At 61.9% G+C, this 16699-nt stretch carries 12 protein-coding genes, 1 tRNA gene and 3 pseudogenes; 13 read left to right on the forward strand and 3 right to left on the reverse strand.

The features are described 5' to 3' along the window. Positions 1-70: 70 nt before the first annotated feature. Complete coding sequence (locus KEC55_RS01900) at positions 71-598, forward strand: ClpXP protease specificity-enhancing factor (RefSeq protein ID WP_282506500.1); 528 nt, start codon at positions 71-73, stop codon at positions 596-598. An 18-nt stretch (positions 599-616) separates the two neighbouring features. Continuing rightward, a tRNA-Thr gene (locus tag KEC55_RS01905) sits at positions 617-692 on the forward strand. Between the two features lie 268 nt (positions 693-960). Here the strand turns inward: KEC55_RS01905 and KEC55_RS01910 are convergent. Both KEC55_RS01910 and KEC55_RS01915 read right to left on the reverse strand, forming a co-directional pair. After that, a complete protein-coding gene (locus tag KEC55_RS01910) occupies positions 961-1695 on the reverse strand; it encodes a LytR/AlgR family response regulator transcription factor (RefSeq protein ID WP_282506502.1) in 735 nt (244 codons plus the stop codon). Position 1696: 1 nt separating this feature from the next. Continuing rightward, the gene (locus KEC55_RS01915) at positions 1697-2719 is read right to left on the reverse strand and encodes a sensor histidine kinase (RefSeq protein ID WP_432626288.1); all 1023 of its coding nucleotides are present in this window, start codon (positions 2717-2719) and stop codon (positions 1697-1699) included. 455 nt (positions 2720-3174) lie between these two features. Here KEC55_RS01915 and KEC55_RS01920 point away from each other — a divergent pair, with 455 nt between their 5' ends. Further along, positions 3175-3717, forward strand: coding sequence for a DUF6622 family protein (locus KEC55_RS01920; protein WP_282506504.1), 543 nt, complete (start codon positions 3175-3177; stop codon positions 3715-3717). 354 nt (positions 3718-4071) lie between these two features. Further along, positions 4072-4275: a hypothetical protein gene (locus tag KEC55_RS01925; protein WP_282507472.1), complete on the forward strand. Its 204-nt coding sequence runs from the start codon at positions 4072-4074 to the stop codon at positions 4273-4275. Positions 4276-4334: 59 nt separating this feature from the next. Here KEC55_RS01925 and KEC55_RS01930 read toward each other — a convergent pair whose 3' ends face one another. Beyond that, a complete protein-coding gene (locus tag KEC55_RS01930; protein WP_282506506.1) occupies positions 4335-5135 on the reverse strand; it encodes a transporter substrate-binding domain-containing protein in 801 nt (266 codons plus the stop codon). A gap of 327 nt (positions 5136-5462) precedes the next feature. Between KEC55_RS01930 and tssI the strand changes: the two genes are divergently transcribed. From tssI to KEC55_RS01975, 9 genes and pseudogenes are all read left to right on the forward strand, one after another. Continuing rightward, the gene (gene tssI / locus KEC55_RS01935) at positions 5463-8633 is read left to right on the forward strand and encodes a type VI secretion system Vgr family protein (protein WP_282506507.1); all 3171 of its coding nucleotides are present in this window, start codon (positions 5463-5465) and stop codon (positions 8631-8633) included. A 56-nt stretch (positions 8634-8689) separates the two neighbouring features. After that, positions 8690-13249: an RHS repeat-associated core domain-containing protein gene (locus tag KEC55_RS01940; protein ID WP_282506508.1), complete on the forward strand. Its 4560-nt coding sequence runs from the start codon at positions 8690-8692 to the stop codon at positions 13247-13249. Further along, positions 13246-13716 carry a hypothetical protein gene (locus tag KEC55_RS01945; protein WP_282506509.1) on the forward strand — a complete coding sequence of 157 codons (471 nt, stop codon included), beginning with the start codon at positions 13246-13248 and terminating at the stop codon, positions 13714-13716. The genes KEC55_RS01940 and KEC55_RS01945 overlap by 4 nt, the downstream gene beginning before the upstream one ends. Before the next feature lie 4 nt (positions 13717-13720). Continuing rightward, positions 13721-14358: pseudogene (locus tag KEC55_RS01950) on the forward strand (RHS repeat-associated core domain-containing protein); the annotation flags it as partial. Between the two features lie 114 nt (positions 14359-14472). Then, a pseudogene (locus tag KEC55_RS01955) lies at positions 14473-14763 on the forward strand (hypothetical protein); the annotation flags it as partial. Further along, complete coding sequence (locus KEC55_RS01960; protein ID WP_282506510.1) at positions 14747-15325, forward strand: hypothetical protein; 579 nt, start codon at positions 14747-14749, stop codon at positions 15323-15325. The pseudogene KEC55_RS01955 and the gene KEC55_RS01960, both read left to right, overlap by 17 nt. Next, a pseudogene (locus tag KEC55_RS35095) lies at positions 15325-15478 on the forward strand (RHS repeat-associated core domain-containing protein); the annotation flags it as partial. The gene KEC55_RS01960 and the pseudogene KEC55_RS35095, both read left to right, overlap by 1 nt. Positions 15479-15805: 327 nt before the next feature. Beyond that, positions 15806-16123 (forward strand): DUF7716 domain-containing protein, encoded by a 318-nt coding sequence (locus tag KEC55_RS01970; RefSeq protein WP_282506511.1) that lies wholly within the window; start codon positions 15806-15808, stop codon positions 16121-16123. Positions 16124-16289: 166 nt separating this feature from the next. Next, on the forward strand, positions 16290-16625 hold the full coding sequence (locus KEC55_RS01975; RefSeq protein ID WP_282506512.1) for an immunity protein Imm33 domain-containing protein: 336 nt from the start codon (positions 16290-16292) through the stop codon (positions 16623-16625). Positions 16626-16699: the final 74 nt, after the last annotated feature.

Genomic DNA, 16699 nt, shown 5'->3' on the forward strand with positions numbered 1-16699 from the left:
GATGCAATGAAGGCAAGACGGGGAGGGCGGCGCGGCGTGCCGCGCGCCCGCTCCGGGTTCGAGGATTGTGATGCAAGAGATTTCAACGAAGCCTTATCTGCTGCGCGCGTTGTACGAGTGGTGCACCGATAACGGTTACACGCCGCATATCGCGGTGAGGGTCGACAACTCGACGCGCGTGCCGCGTCAGTTCGTGCGTGACGGCGAGATCGTGCTCAACATCAGCTTCGAGGCGACGAGCCAGTTGCAGATGGGCAACGAGTGGATCGAGTTCACGGCCCGGTTCTCCGGGAAGGCGCACAAGATCGAGATTCCGGTGGCGAACGTGCTCGCGATCTACGCGCGCGAGAACGGGCAGGGCATGGCGTTCCAGGTCGATGCGGTCGCGGGCGAAGGCGCGGATTCGGGTGCGTTCGACGAAGAAGCTGCGCAAGCGGATGAGGCGCAGCGCGACGAGTCGCCTGCCGCGCTGACGCCGGTTGCCGACCGTGGCGCGAACGAGGAACCCTCCGAAGGCGCCGACGAACCGCCGAAAACCGACGGCGATGGCGACGGTTCGAAAGGTGGCAACAGACCTCGCCTCAAGATCGTGAAATGAGGTAGAATCTCGCGCTACGCCGGCTTAGCTCATCTGGTAGAGCAGTTGATTTGTAATCATCAGGTGGCGGGTTCGAGTCCTGCAGCCGGCACCAAATTCGAAGGGCCGGGAGGTTTTCCTCCCGGCCCTTCGTCATTTCAGCGTTCACTTTCCCCGCCCACAGGTTGTCGTTTGTCCCCATGCCGCGGACACGAAGTCCGTCTTTTCGACATCGATCTGTCGAACCAATGAAAGATCGCGCGGCGCGAAGCATCGTCGACGAATCTGAACGCAGCGGCGCAGTGCAGCCGGGCAGACTGCCAACATGCCATCCACTGCCTGTCGGCGCGTAATCGCGTTGCCGGTGCCGCAGGCCGATCCGCTCACATCTGCCTGAACAACCCCGCATACGCACGACTGACCGGCAGCATTTCCCGCTGCCCATGCACGCGAATCCGCAATCTGCCGAGCAAGTCACGCTCGACACGATCGATCGCTGCGTACGCAACGATCACGCCGCGATGTACCTGCGCGAACCGCTCCGGATCGAGTCGTTGCATCAGTTCCTTCAGCGGCGTGCGAATCACGAGCCGTTCACCGGCCGTGACGATTTCCGTGTATTTCTCCGACGCCTGGAAATACAGCACGTCGTCGACCGAGACGAGCCGCGTTGCATCCTTCACGCCCACGGTCAGCCAGCGGATCGGTGCGGCATCTCGCGCTTGCGCCGCCTGCGCCAACGCGTCTGCATGCGCGACGGACGGCCCGCCACGCTGAAGCTTCGCAATACAGCGCAACAGTCGTTCGTCCGTCACCGGCTTCAGCAAGTAATCGACTGCCGCGCGATCGAACGCGTCGACCGCATATTCGTCGTAGGCCGTGACGAACACGACATGCACGTCCGGCACCAGCGCAGCGAGCTTCAACCCGTCGATGCCGGGCATCCGGATGTCGAGAAACGCGATGTCCGGGCGTGGCGACGCGTTCAGCGCGGCCAGTGTCTCGACGCCGTTACGCGGCATCGCGGCGATCTCCAGTTCGGGCCAGAGCTGCCCCAGCCGCTGCGCAAGCAAGGCGGACAGATTCGGTTCGTCGTCGGCGATGAGGGCGGTCGGCATGTCAGTCGATCGGAATCAGCAGGGTAGCGGTGACGCCATGTGCGGCGGCGACGTTCGTTTCGACGGTGACACGGCCGCGCTCGCCGTGCAGCGTCCGGATGCGCGCGGCGACGTTGGCGAGCCCGACGCCGCCGTGCAGGCGCGTGTCGCTTTTGCCGAGGCCGACACCCGTATCGATCACGTTGAGTTCGAGCCTGTCGCCCCGCATCCTGCCGCGAATCACGATCACGCCGCCGTCGATGGACGGCTCGATCCCGTGCAGCAGTGCATTCTCGACAAGCGGCTGCAGCAGCAGCGGCGAGAACGGCAACGCGTGCAAATCCGCCGGCACGTCGATCGTATAAGAAAGCCGCTCGCCGAGCCGGATCGATGCGATCTTCAGCAATGCTTCGACTAGTTCGAGTTCTTCTTCGAGCGTCGACGTCGCATCGCGCGTGCGCCGCAGGCTCGCACGCAGGTAGCGGTTCAGGCTGTCGAGCATCGTCGACGCGCGGGCCGGATCACGCTCGATCAGGCTCTGCACGTTCGCGAGGGTATTGAACAGGAAGTGCGGCTCGATCTGCGCCTGCAGCAGCGCCAGGCGCGCGGCCGTCTCGGCCTGGCGCGCTTCGGCGGCTTCGCGGCGTTCGGTCTCGAGCGTCGCACGCATGCGCATGGACTGCAGGAACAGCGATACGCACACGAACAGGATTGCGGAGATGAGAAACGACGGCCCGTAGTTGTCCCACGTTCCGAGGCGGGCGCGTCCGAATACGTGTGGTACGTTCCCGCGGACGATCGCTGCCGAGATCTCGAAGCCGATGAGTACGCTGACCGGTGCGATCACGACGGCCTTCAGCGCGAGCCCGGGCTTGCGCGGCAGCAGCCGGTCGGCGGCATGGCTGAACAGCAGTGCGCAGAAACCGATCGCGTTGGCGACGACGAGGTAGGGCAACAACGGCTCGTTGAAATGGAGCGCCCAGAAACCGAGGCCGACGACCGAGTTGAAGCACGTGAACGCGAGCAGCATGGCCGGATCGCGCAACAGCCGGGGCGGGGCGCTGGCGGGTGGCTGCGGAATCGGCGACGGGTCGGACGTAGCTCGCATGGTTTCGGGTAAGGGTGGGCGCACGATGCGCCGATGGCTTGACCTTACTGCCGGATGGGCCGATCGCGCGTGCGTTGCGACGAACGGCGCTTGGCTTCGACGAACCGCTTCGGCTGCCGACGGTCGGCCGGTTTCCGTCACGAGTGTAGTGGAAGGCGCTGCGGAAGGACACGGCGCGTTGCCGGTCGCGCGTCGAGTGCGAAGCGCCGACGGATTCAGACGTTGCCGGCTGCGCGAGGCGATCGCGCATCAACCGTCCCGATTCGCCAAACGGTCATCGCCGCGATGCGCAACTCGTCCACGAATTCCCGCCACCCGTCGCAAGCTACGCCGCCCGTCCGGATCGGGCAGTACGGTGTTGCCGTGTCCACTCCGATCAGGCGACTCCGACCATGTCCACTCTCCTTCACCTGAAGTCTTACGTGTACGTCATGTTCTGCGTGCTGCTCTATGTCGGCATCAAGCGCTGTTTTCCTCGCGAGGTGCCGGCGGCCCGTCCGCTGATCTCGCCAATCGCGTTCGGGATGCTCGGCATCGCCAGCCTGAACGGACTCTTTCCGCATGCCGGTATCGAAGCGAACGCGACTGCGCTGGCGGCCGTCCTGGGCGGTGCGGCGCTGGGCTGGTTGCACGCGAGCCGGTGGCGGCTCGAGTACCGCCCGGCCGCCTCGGGCCTGCGCGTGCGTCTGCCCGGCGACGCGAGCCTGCTCGTCACGCTGATGCTGACGTTCGTCGCCGAAACCTGCATCCATTACGCGGTCGCCGTGCAAGTGCCGTGGGCGGCGACGAGCGGCTTCGTAGTGCTGTCGTTCGCGGTATGGGGCGTGCTCATCGGGATGACGCTCGGGCGCGCGGTGAACGTGGTCGTGCGCTGCATACGCCATGCGAGTGGATCGGCGCGCGGCGGGTTCCCGTATTCGGCCGATCCGCGATGAAGGGCGCGACACGGCCGGCGAGCAGGGAACCGGCGGCCATGCATGTGATGCGACCCGTCTTCTTCAATGGGATCGGCATCGAATCGAAACGGCATGCGACGCACGCTGTCTTGCGCCCCGTTTTCCTGTCACGGTCACGTCATGGTGTGCCCATAACGTTGCACGTTCCCGTCGTGGCGGCATCGCCCGATCCGCGACGTGCGCAACCCGCTCGCGACGACGTGCCCGCGTCGCAGGCAGGCCTGCCGGGATCTCGCTCCCGGCGGCGCGACGGTCATGCATCGCGCCATTTCATTCAAAAATACGATCGACGCCGGTTCGAACCGGATCGCGGACGATCAGGAGACAAGGACCATGCTGAGTCCGCATGAATTCTCGATGCTGTTGCGCATTGCGCGTGCGCCGGACAGCGTCGATCAATCGAATCCGGCCTTTGCCGTGCTGGTCGAGAAGCGGCTGGTCGATGACACGCAGGCGCGCATGAACGCCGTGGCTGCGCGCCCGGCGCTGACACCGATCGGCCAGCTGCTGCTGGCGCGCTTCGACGAAGCGGCTTGAGGGGAAGGCGTCACGCGTTCATCCAGATGAACGGCGTGACGCGTTGAACGCCGTGCGACTTATTGCGCGACCGGCACCGTCACGTCGGCGCCGAACCAGTGCATCGAGATCTTTTTCAACGTGCCGTCCTTGTGCAGCGAATCGAGCGCGTCGTTGATCGCCTTCTCGAACTTCGGATTGCCCTTGCGGAACGGGATCGCCATTTCCTGCTTGCCGCCGTTCACGATCGCGCCTGCGCGCAGCGGCAGGTTCGACGTCTTGATCATGTACGGCAGCATCAGGCGATCGTCAAGCGTTGCCTCGATCCGGCCCGCGGCAAGGTCGCGCAGCTTTTCCGGCGCGCCCGGATACGTCTGCACCTCGATGCCCGGCACGGCGCGTGCCATCTGGTCGTAGTTGGTGCCGAGTGTCACGCCGAGCTTCTTGCCCTTGAAGTCGTCAAGCGACTTGAAGTTGCGCGTGTCGTCCTTGCGCTGGATCAGTTGCGCGGCCGAGTACGTGTACGGCTCGCTGAAGTCGAGCGCTTCCTTGCGCTGCGGCGTGATCGTGACCTGGTTGACGATCACGTCGAACTTGCTGGCCTGAAGGCCGGCGATGATGCCGCTCCATTCGGTCGGGACGAACTGCGTCTTCACGCCGAGCTTGCCGGCGACCGCGTTCGCGACGTCGACGTCGAAACCCTCGAGCTGGCCGGACGTGCCGCGCGAGTTGAACGGCGGATAGGTGCCTTCGAGGCCGACGCGCAGCACGCCGGCTTTCTTCACCGAATCGAGCAGGTCGTCGGCGTGCGCGGCGACGGCCGTGAAGCCGAGGGCCGACGCGAGCAGCAGGCCCGACAGCAGGAACTTCGAACGTTTCATCGTAGATCTCCAGGGTTCAGTGTCGTGTGGTGAGCGCCGGGTATCGGTCGGACCCGGGTAAGGCCGGAATACGGGCACGTAGACACTACTCGCAACCGCGCCGCGCCGGAAGTCGAATTGGCCCTGATTGCAATCGATTTCAGGAGGGGCACGACGGCTGCACGGGCTGGCCGGCGTGGGTGCAGGCGGCGTACGGGCGGAACGAATGACGCGTATGCAGTTCCGGTGGGTTTTCAGGGACTGACGTAATTTCTCTGTAAAATCGCGCGAGCGAAGTCCAGTGCTCGCGCCATCCGAGGGCGCGTCAAAAGAAAAAAGGCCGTAGCCATGAACATGCAGAACACTGTTGCCGCATTGCGCGGCGGGTTGCTTCAGCAGGACCGGTTGTTGAAGATCGATACGCCCTTGGGGGGCAACGTCCTGACCGTGCAGCGGGCAGTCGGCCGCTCGCGCATCGGGCGCGCGTACGAGTTTACGCTCGACGTGCTGTCGACCGAAGGCGATCTGGAACTTAAAAAACTGATCGCGCAGCCTGTCACGCTGTGGATCGAGCAAGGCAATCGCAGCTATCGGCCGATCAACGGATACGTGCATACCGCGCGCCGGCTGGGTGCCGACGGTGGGCTCACGACCTATCAGCTCACATTCGCCGATTTCACCCATTTCCTGAAGTTCCGTCGCGACCAGCGGCTCTGGAACGACACGACCGTCGACCAGATCATCAGCGACGTGCTGAACCAGCATCCGCAGGCCAAGGGCCATTTCCGCTTCGCGCCGTCGAAGCCGCTGCCGAATCGCTCCTACACGCGCCAGCACGACACCGACTGGCATTTCGTGCATCGCCTGATGGAGGACGAGGGGCTCTACTGCGCGTGGCAGCAGGCCGACGACGGCAAGTCGCACACGCTCGTGATCACCGACAACCTGCAGGCGTTTGCGCCGCTGTCACCGGAGACGGTGAGCTTCTATCGCGGTGGTGCGGCAAGCGGGGCCGACGCGTTTACGCAATGGTCGGGCTCGCGCACGCTGCAGAGCGTCACGCGTTCGACGCGCACGTTCGACTACAAGAATCCTGCGCAACCGTCGAATCCGAAAGGGACGTTGCTGCCGACGATGGCTGGCCAGGGCGAACTGCCCGACCAGCTCGAGGTGTACGAGTACACGGGCGCTTATACGTATCTGGACCAGACACGCGGTGACCATCTGACGAAGGTCAAGATGGAGGAGTGGGAGTCGCAGGCGAAGCGCTTCCACGCCGCAGGCGGCGTGCGCGCGATCGATGCGGGCCGGCGCTTCACGCTGGCCGGGCATCCCGAGCACGATCGCGATTCCGCCGATCAGCGCGAATTCGCCGCGATCGAGGTCGCGTGGTGGATCGAGAACAACCTGCCCGTTGCGAGCGACAGCGCGGATTTTCCGTACAGCCTGCGCGAGGCATTGGCAGGCGCACAGGAAGGCTATGGTGCCAGTCCCGCGTTTCGCGTGCCGCACGACGACGGATCGACCGGCTTCTATCTCGTCGAGGTCGAAGCGCAGCGCGTGAGCGTGCCGTACCGCAGCCCGTTCGAGCACAAGAAGCCGGAGATGCATCTCGAGACGGCAATCGTCGTCGGGCCGCAGGGCGAGGAGGTCTATACCGACGAACTGAACCGGATCCGCGTGCAGTTCGTGTGGGACCGCCTGAACCCGGGTAACGAGAATGCGTCGTGCTGGGTGCGCGTGGTGCAGTCCGATACCGGCGGCGGCTACGGCGGCGTGCATGTGCCGCGCATCGGCGAGGAAGTGCTGATCGATTACGTCGGCGGCGACTGCGACCGGCCGCTGGCCGTCGGGCGCGTGTACAACGGCGCGAACCAGCCGCAGTGGCATAGCGACGGGATCCTGTCCGGCTACCGGTCGAAGGAGTATTCGGGCGGCGGCTACAACCAGCTCGTGATGGACGATGCGACCGGGCAGAACCGCGTGCAGTTGATGAGCAGCAGCGCGAACAGCTTGCTGCATCTGGGCTACATCATCGACCACAGTGCGAATTCGCGCGGGTCGTATCTCGGCAGCGGGTTCGACCTGCGATCGGATGCGTATGGCGCGGTGCGCGCGAGCCAGGGCCTGTACGTGACGACGCACCCGAAGGCGGCGAACAGCCAGCCGCTCGACGTGAAGGAAGCGCAGCAGCAGCTCGTGACGGGCGAGAGCCTGGTCGAGGCGATGTCGGGCGTGAGCGAGCAGCATCAGGCGGAAAGCCTGAAGGACGCGCAGGACACGATGCGCGCGTTCACGGACGCGACGCAGGACAGTGCCTCGGGCAGCGCGTCGGGCGGGCGCACAGCGGGCGGCGGCACGGGTAACGCGAACGCGTTCAAGGAACCGGTGATGCTGTTCGGCAGCCCGTCGGGGATCGGGATGTCGACGCAGCAGTCGGTGCACGTGGTCGCGAACGATCACGTGAACGTGGCGAGCGGGCAGAGCGTGCACGTGGCCGCGGGCAAGTCGCTGATCGGGAGCATCGGGCAGAAGCTGAGCCTGTTCGTGCAGAACGCGGGGATGAAGCTGTTCGCCGGCAAGGGCAAGGTCGAGATCCAGGCGCAGTCGGACAACATCGAGGTGACCGCGCAGAAGGCGGTGAAGGTGGTGTCGGCGACGGGGCAGATCGAGATCGCGGCCGACCAGGGAATTCTGCTGACGAGCGGCGGCGGGTATATCCGCATTCAAGGCGGGAACATCGAGATTCATACGCCGGGTGCGGTCGATGTGAAAGGTGCGTCGCATACGTTCGCGGGGCCGGCGAGCATGGGGTATCCGTTGCCGAGCCCACGGCCGGATCAGCCGGGGCAACTGGAGCTGTTTCACAAGTACGTGAACGGCGAGGCGGTGAAGGGCGGGCTGTTCACGGTGAAAGACGTGAACGGTTCGGTACTGAAGAAGGGGGCGCTCGACAACAGCGGCTATACGGTCGTGAGCGGGCTGCCGCCGGGTGCGGTGCGTGTCGAGTTCGGGAAGGACCCGCGCGAGTCGGATCAGCCGGCGAATTATTTCAAGCAGGCGCAGTGGCCAGTCGAGTCCGTTGAGCCGCCGTCGCAGGCGGCGCAGGCCGCTGCGTCGGAGCAGCTTGCGAGCCAGTTGAAGGGAATGGCGCCTGCGGCTGCGACGGCTGCGATGGGACTTGCGAGCGGAGGTGGGGCCGGTGCTGCGTTGGGCGGACTTGCGAGCTCCGCGTTGCCGGCTGCGGCGGGTGCATTAGGTGGCGCAGGCGCAGTGTCCGCGTTACAGACGGCGTCGAGCCTCGGCAGCGCTGCGAAGCAGGTCGCCGGGATGGTGCAGGCTGCACGGCAGGGTGGCCTTGCCGCACTGGCTGCGCCGGCCGCGAACGCGGCATCCGGGATGCTGCAGGGGGCGCTGCCCGGCGTCGCCGGCAAGGGCGCTACGACGGTGGCATCCGCTGCGGGGGCAACCGGCATGAAGCTGCCGACGAGCGGATTCGGTGGACCGCTGAAATCCTGAGAGAGCGGCGCATCAGCCGTCTGGAACAACAAATCGCGACTTGAACCAAGAACGACATGGCACAACAACTTCCACCGGGCGCCGAGAAGGAACAGGCCGTTTCCTGGCTCAGCGATATTTCGCCGAAAGATGTGGCGGCGGGGGGCGATCGTTTCAATAAGTGGTTGCTCAAGATCAGCGGCAATCACGTTTCGTTCGAGGATCTCAAAACGTTCGCGAGCGCGGTGCCGATCATCGGCAACCTGATGGCGTTTTACGACGCGGTGTGCGACATCGTGATGATCGTCGAGAAGCGCCACGCCAATCTGCTCGACTACCTTGGGCTTGCAATCAACCTGATCGGGGTCATTCCGGTTCCGCCGCCGCTGGCATCGTTTCGCCTGTCGGCGCGCCCGCTTCTGGCGCTCGTGCGCAATCAATTGCTGATTTCGCGAGGCAATCTCGGGGCAGCGCTCATTTCGGTGCTTGTAACGCACGTCAACGCCGCTGCCGCGACCGAAATCGAAAACTTCCTGAAGACCCTGCAGGACGTTCTTGTTGAACTGCTGAACGACTGCGCGCACAAGGCGCAGGAATTGATGGTCGGTATTGCGACCGGACTGGAACTCGCCCTCAAAGGGCAAATTTTCGACAGTAGCGCGAACGTGCGGCGTACCGCGCAGATCGCTCAGAAGATGGACAAGCGCTCCTGGTACAACCCGATGCTGGTGGTTGACGCGATCGAGTACGGGTACGAAGGCTCGATCGCGTTGGGGAAGGAAGCCGGAAACGCGACGGCCGGGACTGCTGCGAAGCTTGCTCCGGATTCGTGGCTGCAACCGTTCCGCGATATCGTTGCGTTCCTGAAGACCGAGGCGCCGAAAGTCGCGAAGGCGATCCGCGATCTGAACGGCAGCGAAGAAGGCAAGATGCTGTGGCTGATCGCGCAAGTGATCGAGGCCGTGGCAAGGGTGCGCGCACGCGGCAAGCTTCATGAAAAGACCGCCGACGTGCCGCCCGGCGGCAAGGGGCGCGCGCAGCATGATCGCCCTCAGGAGCCAGCAGGTGCGACCGGACAGCAGGCGCATGCGGCAGGTGCTGGCCAGAGTCCTTGTAAAGGTTGTGGGGTTGGTGCGTCGACCGGGTCGATCGATTTTGCTTTCGGCGACGAGACTTTCACTCACGCGGACTTTGAACTGCCCGGCGCGCTGCCGCTCGTCTGGGCGCGCACTTATCGGTCGCGCCTCTCCGCATACGACAACGGGGAACTTGGCGCGCGGTGGCTCACGCCCTATACGACGCGCATCGATGTCGAAGGCGATACATGGTTTTTCCGCGACGCCAGCGGGCGCAGCATCGAATATCGAGCGCTTGCAGTCGGAGGGGTGTATGACGACCTCTCGGAGAACCTGACGCTGACACGGCTGGACGAGACGTGGGTCACGATTGCATACGGTCACGACCAGCTTCATGCGTATGAACGGCGCGGCAATGCGTTCCGGCTGGCGATGCAGAAGGACCGTGCGGGCAATACGATCACGCTCGATTACGACGCGCTCGACCGCGTGGCACGCTTGATCGATGCGAGTGGCAACGTGCTGTCGTTCGAGCACGACAAGCAAGGCCGGGTCGTGATGATCGAGCAGGTGCTCGAGGAAGGAGCGCGCCGTACGCTTGCGAGTTACGCCTATGACGAAGCGGGCGATCTCGTGCGCGCAACCGACCGGTACGGCAACGCGTGGAGCTATCAGTACCGCCGCCATCTCGTGACGCGTTATACCGATCGCACCGGCCGCGGGATGACGCTTGAATGGGACGGCGCGGACGGTGAAGACAACGCGAACGCGAAATGCGTGCGCGAGTACGCGGACGACGGCAGCCTCGATATCCGCCTTGCATGGCATCCGAACATTCGGCTGACCTACGTGACCGATGCGCTCGGTCAGATGTCGCGCTATTACTTCAATATCAAGGGGTACGTTTATCGAATCGCCTATCCGGACGGAAGCGAGGAATGGTTCCGGCGCGACGAGCACGACAATCTGACGCTGCACATTCTGCAAGACGGCAGCATCGAGCAGATGCGTTATGACGCGCGTGGCAACCGGACATGGCACGAGCGCGCGGACGGCAGCATTGTCGAGATGGCGTACGACGACAAGGATCAGATGATCCGGCTCGTTGATCCGAACGGTCATGTCTGGCAGCGCAAGTACGATGATGCCGGCAACCTCGTCGAGGAAATCGATCCGCTCGAGCATGCGACGAAGTACGCCTACAACGACAAAGGGTTGCCTGCGCAGATCACCGATGCGAAGGGCGGCTCGAAGGCACTTGAATACAATGCCGCCGGGCAATTGACGAGCTACACGGACTGCTCCGGAAAGACGACGGAGTGGCAATACGACGATATCGGCCGCGTGATCGAGACAAAGGACGCGTCCGGTGGCTTGGTTGCCTACGGTTATGGACCGAACGGCCAATTGACGGAGACGCGTTCGCCGGCCGGTGTCGAGCACGTGCAATACGACGCAGAAGGCCGGTTGTTGCGGCATACGGATCAACTCAATCGATCGACCCGATACGGCTACGATGCAGTGGGTCGTATTGCGAGCCGCGCGGATGCGCTCGGGCAGACGATCGCGTATCGCTACGACCGTCTTGGCCGCTTGACCGCGCTGACCGATGCGAACCTTGCGACGTACCAGTTCCACTACGATCCGGCGGGGCGGTTGATCGAGGAAATCGGGTTTGATGGTAAGTCGACGCGTTATCAATACGACTCGGACAGCGGCAGCCTTGTTTCGGTTGACGAAGCAGGTTGTGTGACGTCGATCGACGTCGATGCGAATGGCCGCCTGATGAAGCGTGTCGCGGGGGAAAGCGAGGAACGGTTTGCGTACGACCCGAGCGGCAGGCTGATCGACGCGGTGAACCGGTACAGCCGCGTGCAGTTCTTCTTCGATCCGGTCGGCAATCTCGTGCGCGAACATCACGCCTACGATTTGTTCGGCGAGCGGCGTAGCTATGTGTGGCATCACGAATACGACGAGCTCGGTAACCGGCGACGTACCGTGCGGCCGGATGGCCATGCGGTTGATTGGCTGATGTATGGCTCGGGATATTTGCACGGGATGCTGCTCGATGGCGAGGAGCGTGTGCAATTCGAGCGCGATGACCTTCATCGCGAGACAGTGCGGGTGCTGTCGAGCAAGGTCGGGCAGCGCACGCACTACGATCCGGCAGGACGTGTGCTGCAACAGACGATTCAGCGGTCGACGTCGCCTGCGCCGCTTGCCGAGCGGCGGTATCGCTATGACGCGGCGGGGCAGTTGTCGCGAATCGAGGATAGCCGCAAGGGCGGGATCGACTATCGATACGACCCCGTCGGACGGTTGATCGAGGCGATCAGTCCGGTTGAGAAGGAGCGGTTTGCATTCGACCCGGCGAGCAACATCATCGATCCGGTGCGGCCGACCGAAGCACCGGCCTCCCGTCCGAGCCCGGTGCGGCCGGAAAGCACGTTGCCGGTCGAGGTGTCGAAGGTGCTGGGTAACCTGCTGAAGGCGTATGCAGGGATGCACTTCGAGTACGACACGCGCGGGAATCTGGTGCGCAAGCGTACGCCGGCGGGGGAGCAGGAATACGAGTGGGACGAATTCAATCGCTTGCTGGCGGCGCGGGTTGCGGAGGCGTCGCGGCAGAGTCAGTCACGGTATTTCTATGACGCGTTCGGTCGTCGGATCGCTAAAGAGGTGAATGGCGAGCGGACGGTGTTCGGATGGGATGGTGACACGCTGGCGTACGAGAGCGATGGCGAGCGTGGCACGCACTATTTGTACGAGCCGGGAACGTTTGTCCCGCTGGCGCAGTATGTGGCGGAACCGGTCGAAGGAATCTCGACGCCGGAGTGGAAGAGTACCGACCGCTATGTGCCGGAGGATGATCCGCTGCAGAAGGCGCCGGAGCGGCGGGGTGGCGCTGCGCTGTTCTATTACCACTGCGATCAGATCGGGACGCCGCAGTTGCTGACGGATGACGAAGGCGATGTCGTATGGGAAGCGTCGTATAAGGCTTGGGGTGAAGCGCGGGAAGTCATTGCGCGAACGTCGAAGGCGACGGGCGTCGTACCGAAGAACCCGTTGCGATTCCAGGGGCAGCAGGTTGATGAGGAAACGGGGCTCACCTATAACCGACACAGATACTACGATCCGAGCTCAGGTCGTTTCGTGTCAAAGGACCCGATCGGTCTCGCTGGCGGCGACAATGTCTATCAATACGCACCGAACTCGACGGGATGGATTGATCCACTTGGATTGGCTCGTTGTCTAACATCGAGAGCAGCTCGTCGCGAAGCAATGCGGCAGGCAGGTATTCCGACGAGCCAACAGCCAATCGGTCAATCAAAGAACGCATCTGGCCGGGAGTATCGTTATGAAATTCCACAAGCAGGTGGAGGGAAAATTCAGGCCACTGTCCAGCAACAAACGATGGATGTGAGCCACCTTGACGATCCCCACTGGGAGGCGGGCAAGGTAAAGATCGATCCAATCAGCGGCGACACGCGGATGAATGACTATGGTCGACCTAAAATAGCTAATCCGAAAGGAAAGGCTTATTACGGGGGATGTCAATGAGCGAGAACCATGTGGGTGAGTACCGGAAGGAGCTTCTTTTCAGGAGGGCCAATGGAAAGAAAATTTTAGGTGCTTACCTTTCCAAAGTCGCAGTGTTATTTCCATCTCTGGCTCGTCCAGAATTGCTATCCCTTGAGGAGACGGATTTAATTTTAGAGAGATTCAGACTAGTTTGTGCTGATCTTCGGCAAGAAAAAATTCGGATCCCTGCGGGGGATGTTCATTCGCAATTGTCAGCTATTCGGAATTTTGGGGGTGGTTTCTATGTTTTGGTTGATGAGGACTGGAAATATTGCGGCTTGCTGAAGGTGGGTGCGATAGAAACTCTGAATGTGTTGGTCGAGTTTGGTGGGGAGATATTGAATGATCTTGTTTTTATATCGACTGACATGTCATTGGTTGTTGATTTTGATTTTTTTGAGATGAACGGACTTCAATTGATAGATATAAAAAAATGGTGTAAATAGTAGGGCGGATGCACAGGGATGCGAGTGGGGTGAATTTAATCGCTTGTTGTCGGCGCTGGTTGCGGAGGCGTCGCGGCAGAGTCAGTCACGGTATTTCTATGACGCGTTCGGCCGCCGGATCGCTAAGGAGGTGAATGGCGAGCGTGGCACGCACTATCTATACGAGCCGGGAACGTTCGTGCCGCTGGCGCAGTATGTGGCGGAACCGGTCGAGGGAATTTCGACGCCGGAGTGGAAGAGTACCGATCGTTACGTGCCGGAGCAGGACCCGCTGCAGAAGATGCCGGAGCGGCGGGGTGACGGGCGCTGTTCTATTACCACTGCGATCAGATCGGAACGCCGCAGTTGCTGACGGATGACGAAGGCGATGTCGTATGGGAAGCGTCGTATAAGGCTTGGGGTGAAGCGCGGGAAGTCATTGGGCGAACATCGAAGGCGACGGGCGTCGTACCGAAGAACCCGTTGCGATTCCAGGGGCAGCAGGTTGATGAGGAAACGGGGCTCACCTATAACCGGCATCGGTATTATGATCCGAGCAGTGGCCGGTTCATCAGCAAGGACCCGATCGGACTGGCAGGTGGCCTGAATCTGTTCCGGTACGCACTGAATCCGGTACAGTGGATCGATCCGTTGGGGTTAGCGCCTTGCAACTTACTCCGTTATAAAATCAGGGACGGCCTTACACCGATGGCGGGCACACGCCAGACGGGCATCAACCGAGCCTGGAAAGCGGAGCAGGATTTGGTGAAGGCAACGGGTTCGGGGACAGTTGACTGGACGCCAGCACAAATGGACGAATTGCTAAGTTCCGGGAAAGTTGCTGGATTTACAGGCCATCACATAAACAACGTTGAGAGTAACCCTGCATGGGCGGGTGACCCGCGCAACATTGTTTTCCTGTCAAATGGGCCGAACGGTGGCGATCATTTGAATAGTTTGCAAGGGCACCGAGGTAACTATCAGAACGCCACTTCGGGTCGATTGATTGATCGTGCGGCAATGACAAATCAGCATCAACGAGAGAATAGAAATGCAACCTGTCGATAGTATTTTTAGTGAGATTCGCCAGATTCTCGGTGTTGATGAAGATTCTGCCCAACAAACGACTACGTCCGAAATATTGACACTGCCATGGAACAACGAGGCCGCAACTTGGTTATCAGCACTAAGAGCGAATGACCTACATATTCCTTGGTCGGCTGAGGAGCTTCGCCTATTCGGAAACAAAGCTAGCTTGGAAAACGGACAGATTGGGTACCGTATTGACTCGACAGGGAGGCGTTTACCAAACTGGCCGGACGACTGGGTAGCCCTCGGAGAGATAAGCGGTGATCCAATCATTGGAAGGGTTGGAGCGGATGGTTGTGTCATCCTCTTTGCTCGTCATGGTTCGGGAGCGTGGCAAGCGAATCCTGTTTCGAACGACACGAAGGCATTTGCCGAGGCGTTACGCATTTGGTGCGATCTCTTTGTAAGGCGATACTCGAAAGATATTTACGATGACACGCTAGCTGTACGACCAGACTTTTTGGCGGAACTTCAGCAGCGGGTTAACCAAACTCTATCGAATACCCAAACCGACGTGTTCATGAGCATGGTTGATGGTTAAAGACGGGGCTGCACTATAACCGACACAGATACTACGATCCGAGCTCAGGTCGTTTCGTGTCAAAGGACCCGATCGGTCTCGCGGGCGGCGACAACCTCTATCAATATGCGCCGAACCCGGTGCAGTGGATTGACCCGCTAGGGCTCACGAAATGCCCTTGCGCCGACGATTGCGAGAAGATTCTCGCCGACGAAAATGCGGACAGGTTCGCCGAAGCATGTGCACATGACCGCTCGTTCGGTCCGACCGGCGCCATGCGGATCGTCTTGATCTCGCGGCAAGCATCACCGTCGTCTCCCTTCCCGATCCGCTCTCGCCGGATGTTCGATCTGGCGGCGTTTCGATCGATGTGCAGCACGCAACCCGACCTGCAACGGAAGCCGGCCAATCGCGCTCGCTTGAAATTGGCATAATCACGGCCTGCCGCGAGAATCTCGCGGCCGAAGCAACGCAATCATCTCCGATACCACTGCAATACCCATGTCGATCGACTCCGCGACCGAAGTGTCGCTGCAACATATTCTCGAACGCCCGGGCGATTTCTCCGGATGGCTCTACCTGCCGCCGAGGCCTTGGACGCTCGATACGGCGGGCGCTTTTTCCGAAGACACCGGAAACGACGAAGAGGTCGCCGCGCCTGCCATCGCCCGCCAATCCGGCTGGCAGATCACGCTCGACAGCGCGACGATCGAGGACATCGTGATCAACGCGCACGACCAGATCGACGAGCCGAGCATGGCTCAGTTGTTCGATGCGTTCGTGTTCTACATCGAAAACGACGCGTTCATTCTGTTCTGACGGCACGCAGGCCGCTCGCCGGCGGCACGGCGCGTTCAACCGGGAGGCCCGATGCACGACGCGAATCCCAAATCGCTCGTCACCGAACTGCGCGACCGCGAATTCGACGTGATCCACGTATGCTGGCAGACCGGCTGACTCGCCGCGCGACAGGAGGGAAATCAACATGGCAGGCGATCCCGCGACGCTGCGCGCGCAACAGGAAGCCATTTGCGCGCGATATGGCCTGCCTGCCGTCGAGCCTGAAGACATGGTTGCCGTCGCGATGTCGACACTCGGGCGCATGCCTGTCTACGGCACCCGCATCTCGCTGTCCGAGGGCGAGAACGTCGGCTGGTTCTTCCATTGCGGCGAATACTCCGACGCGGTCGATTTTTATCAACCGCTGCATGCCGCGCACTTGTCGACATACCTGCCATCGGTTCTCCCCTATCTGCGGTTGCCGGCCGGTGCGCGTTTCATCGTCGACGATGCGGGTTATGAAGATGTCTGGATTGAGTGATGCATCGAAACGCGTGCAAAAAAAAGGACCGCATTGCGGTCCTTTTTTCACGAAGCGGCGTTGGAACGCTCCGC

Source organism: Burkholderia cepacia (assembly GCF_029962485.1).
GTDB lineage: Bacteria > Pseudomonadota > Gammaproteobacteria > Burkholderiales > Burkholderiaceae > Burkholderia.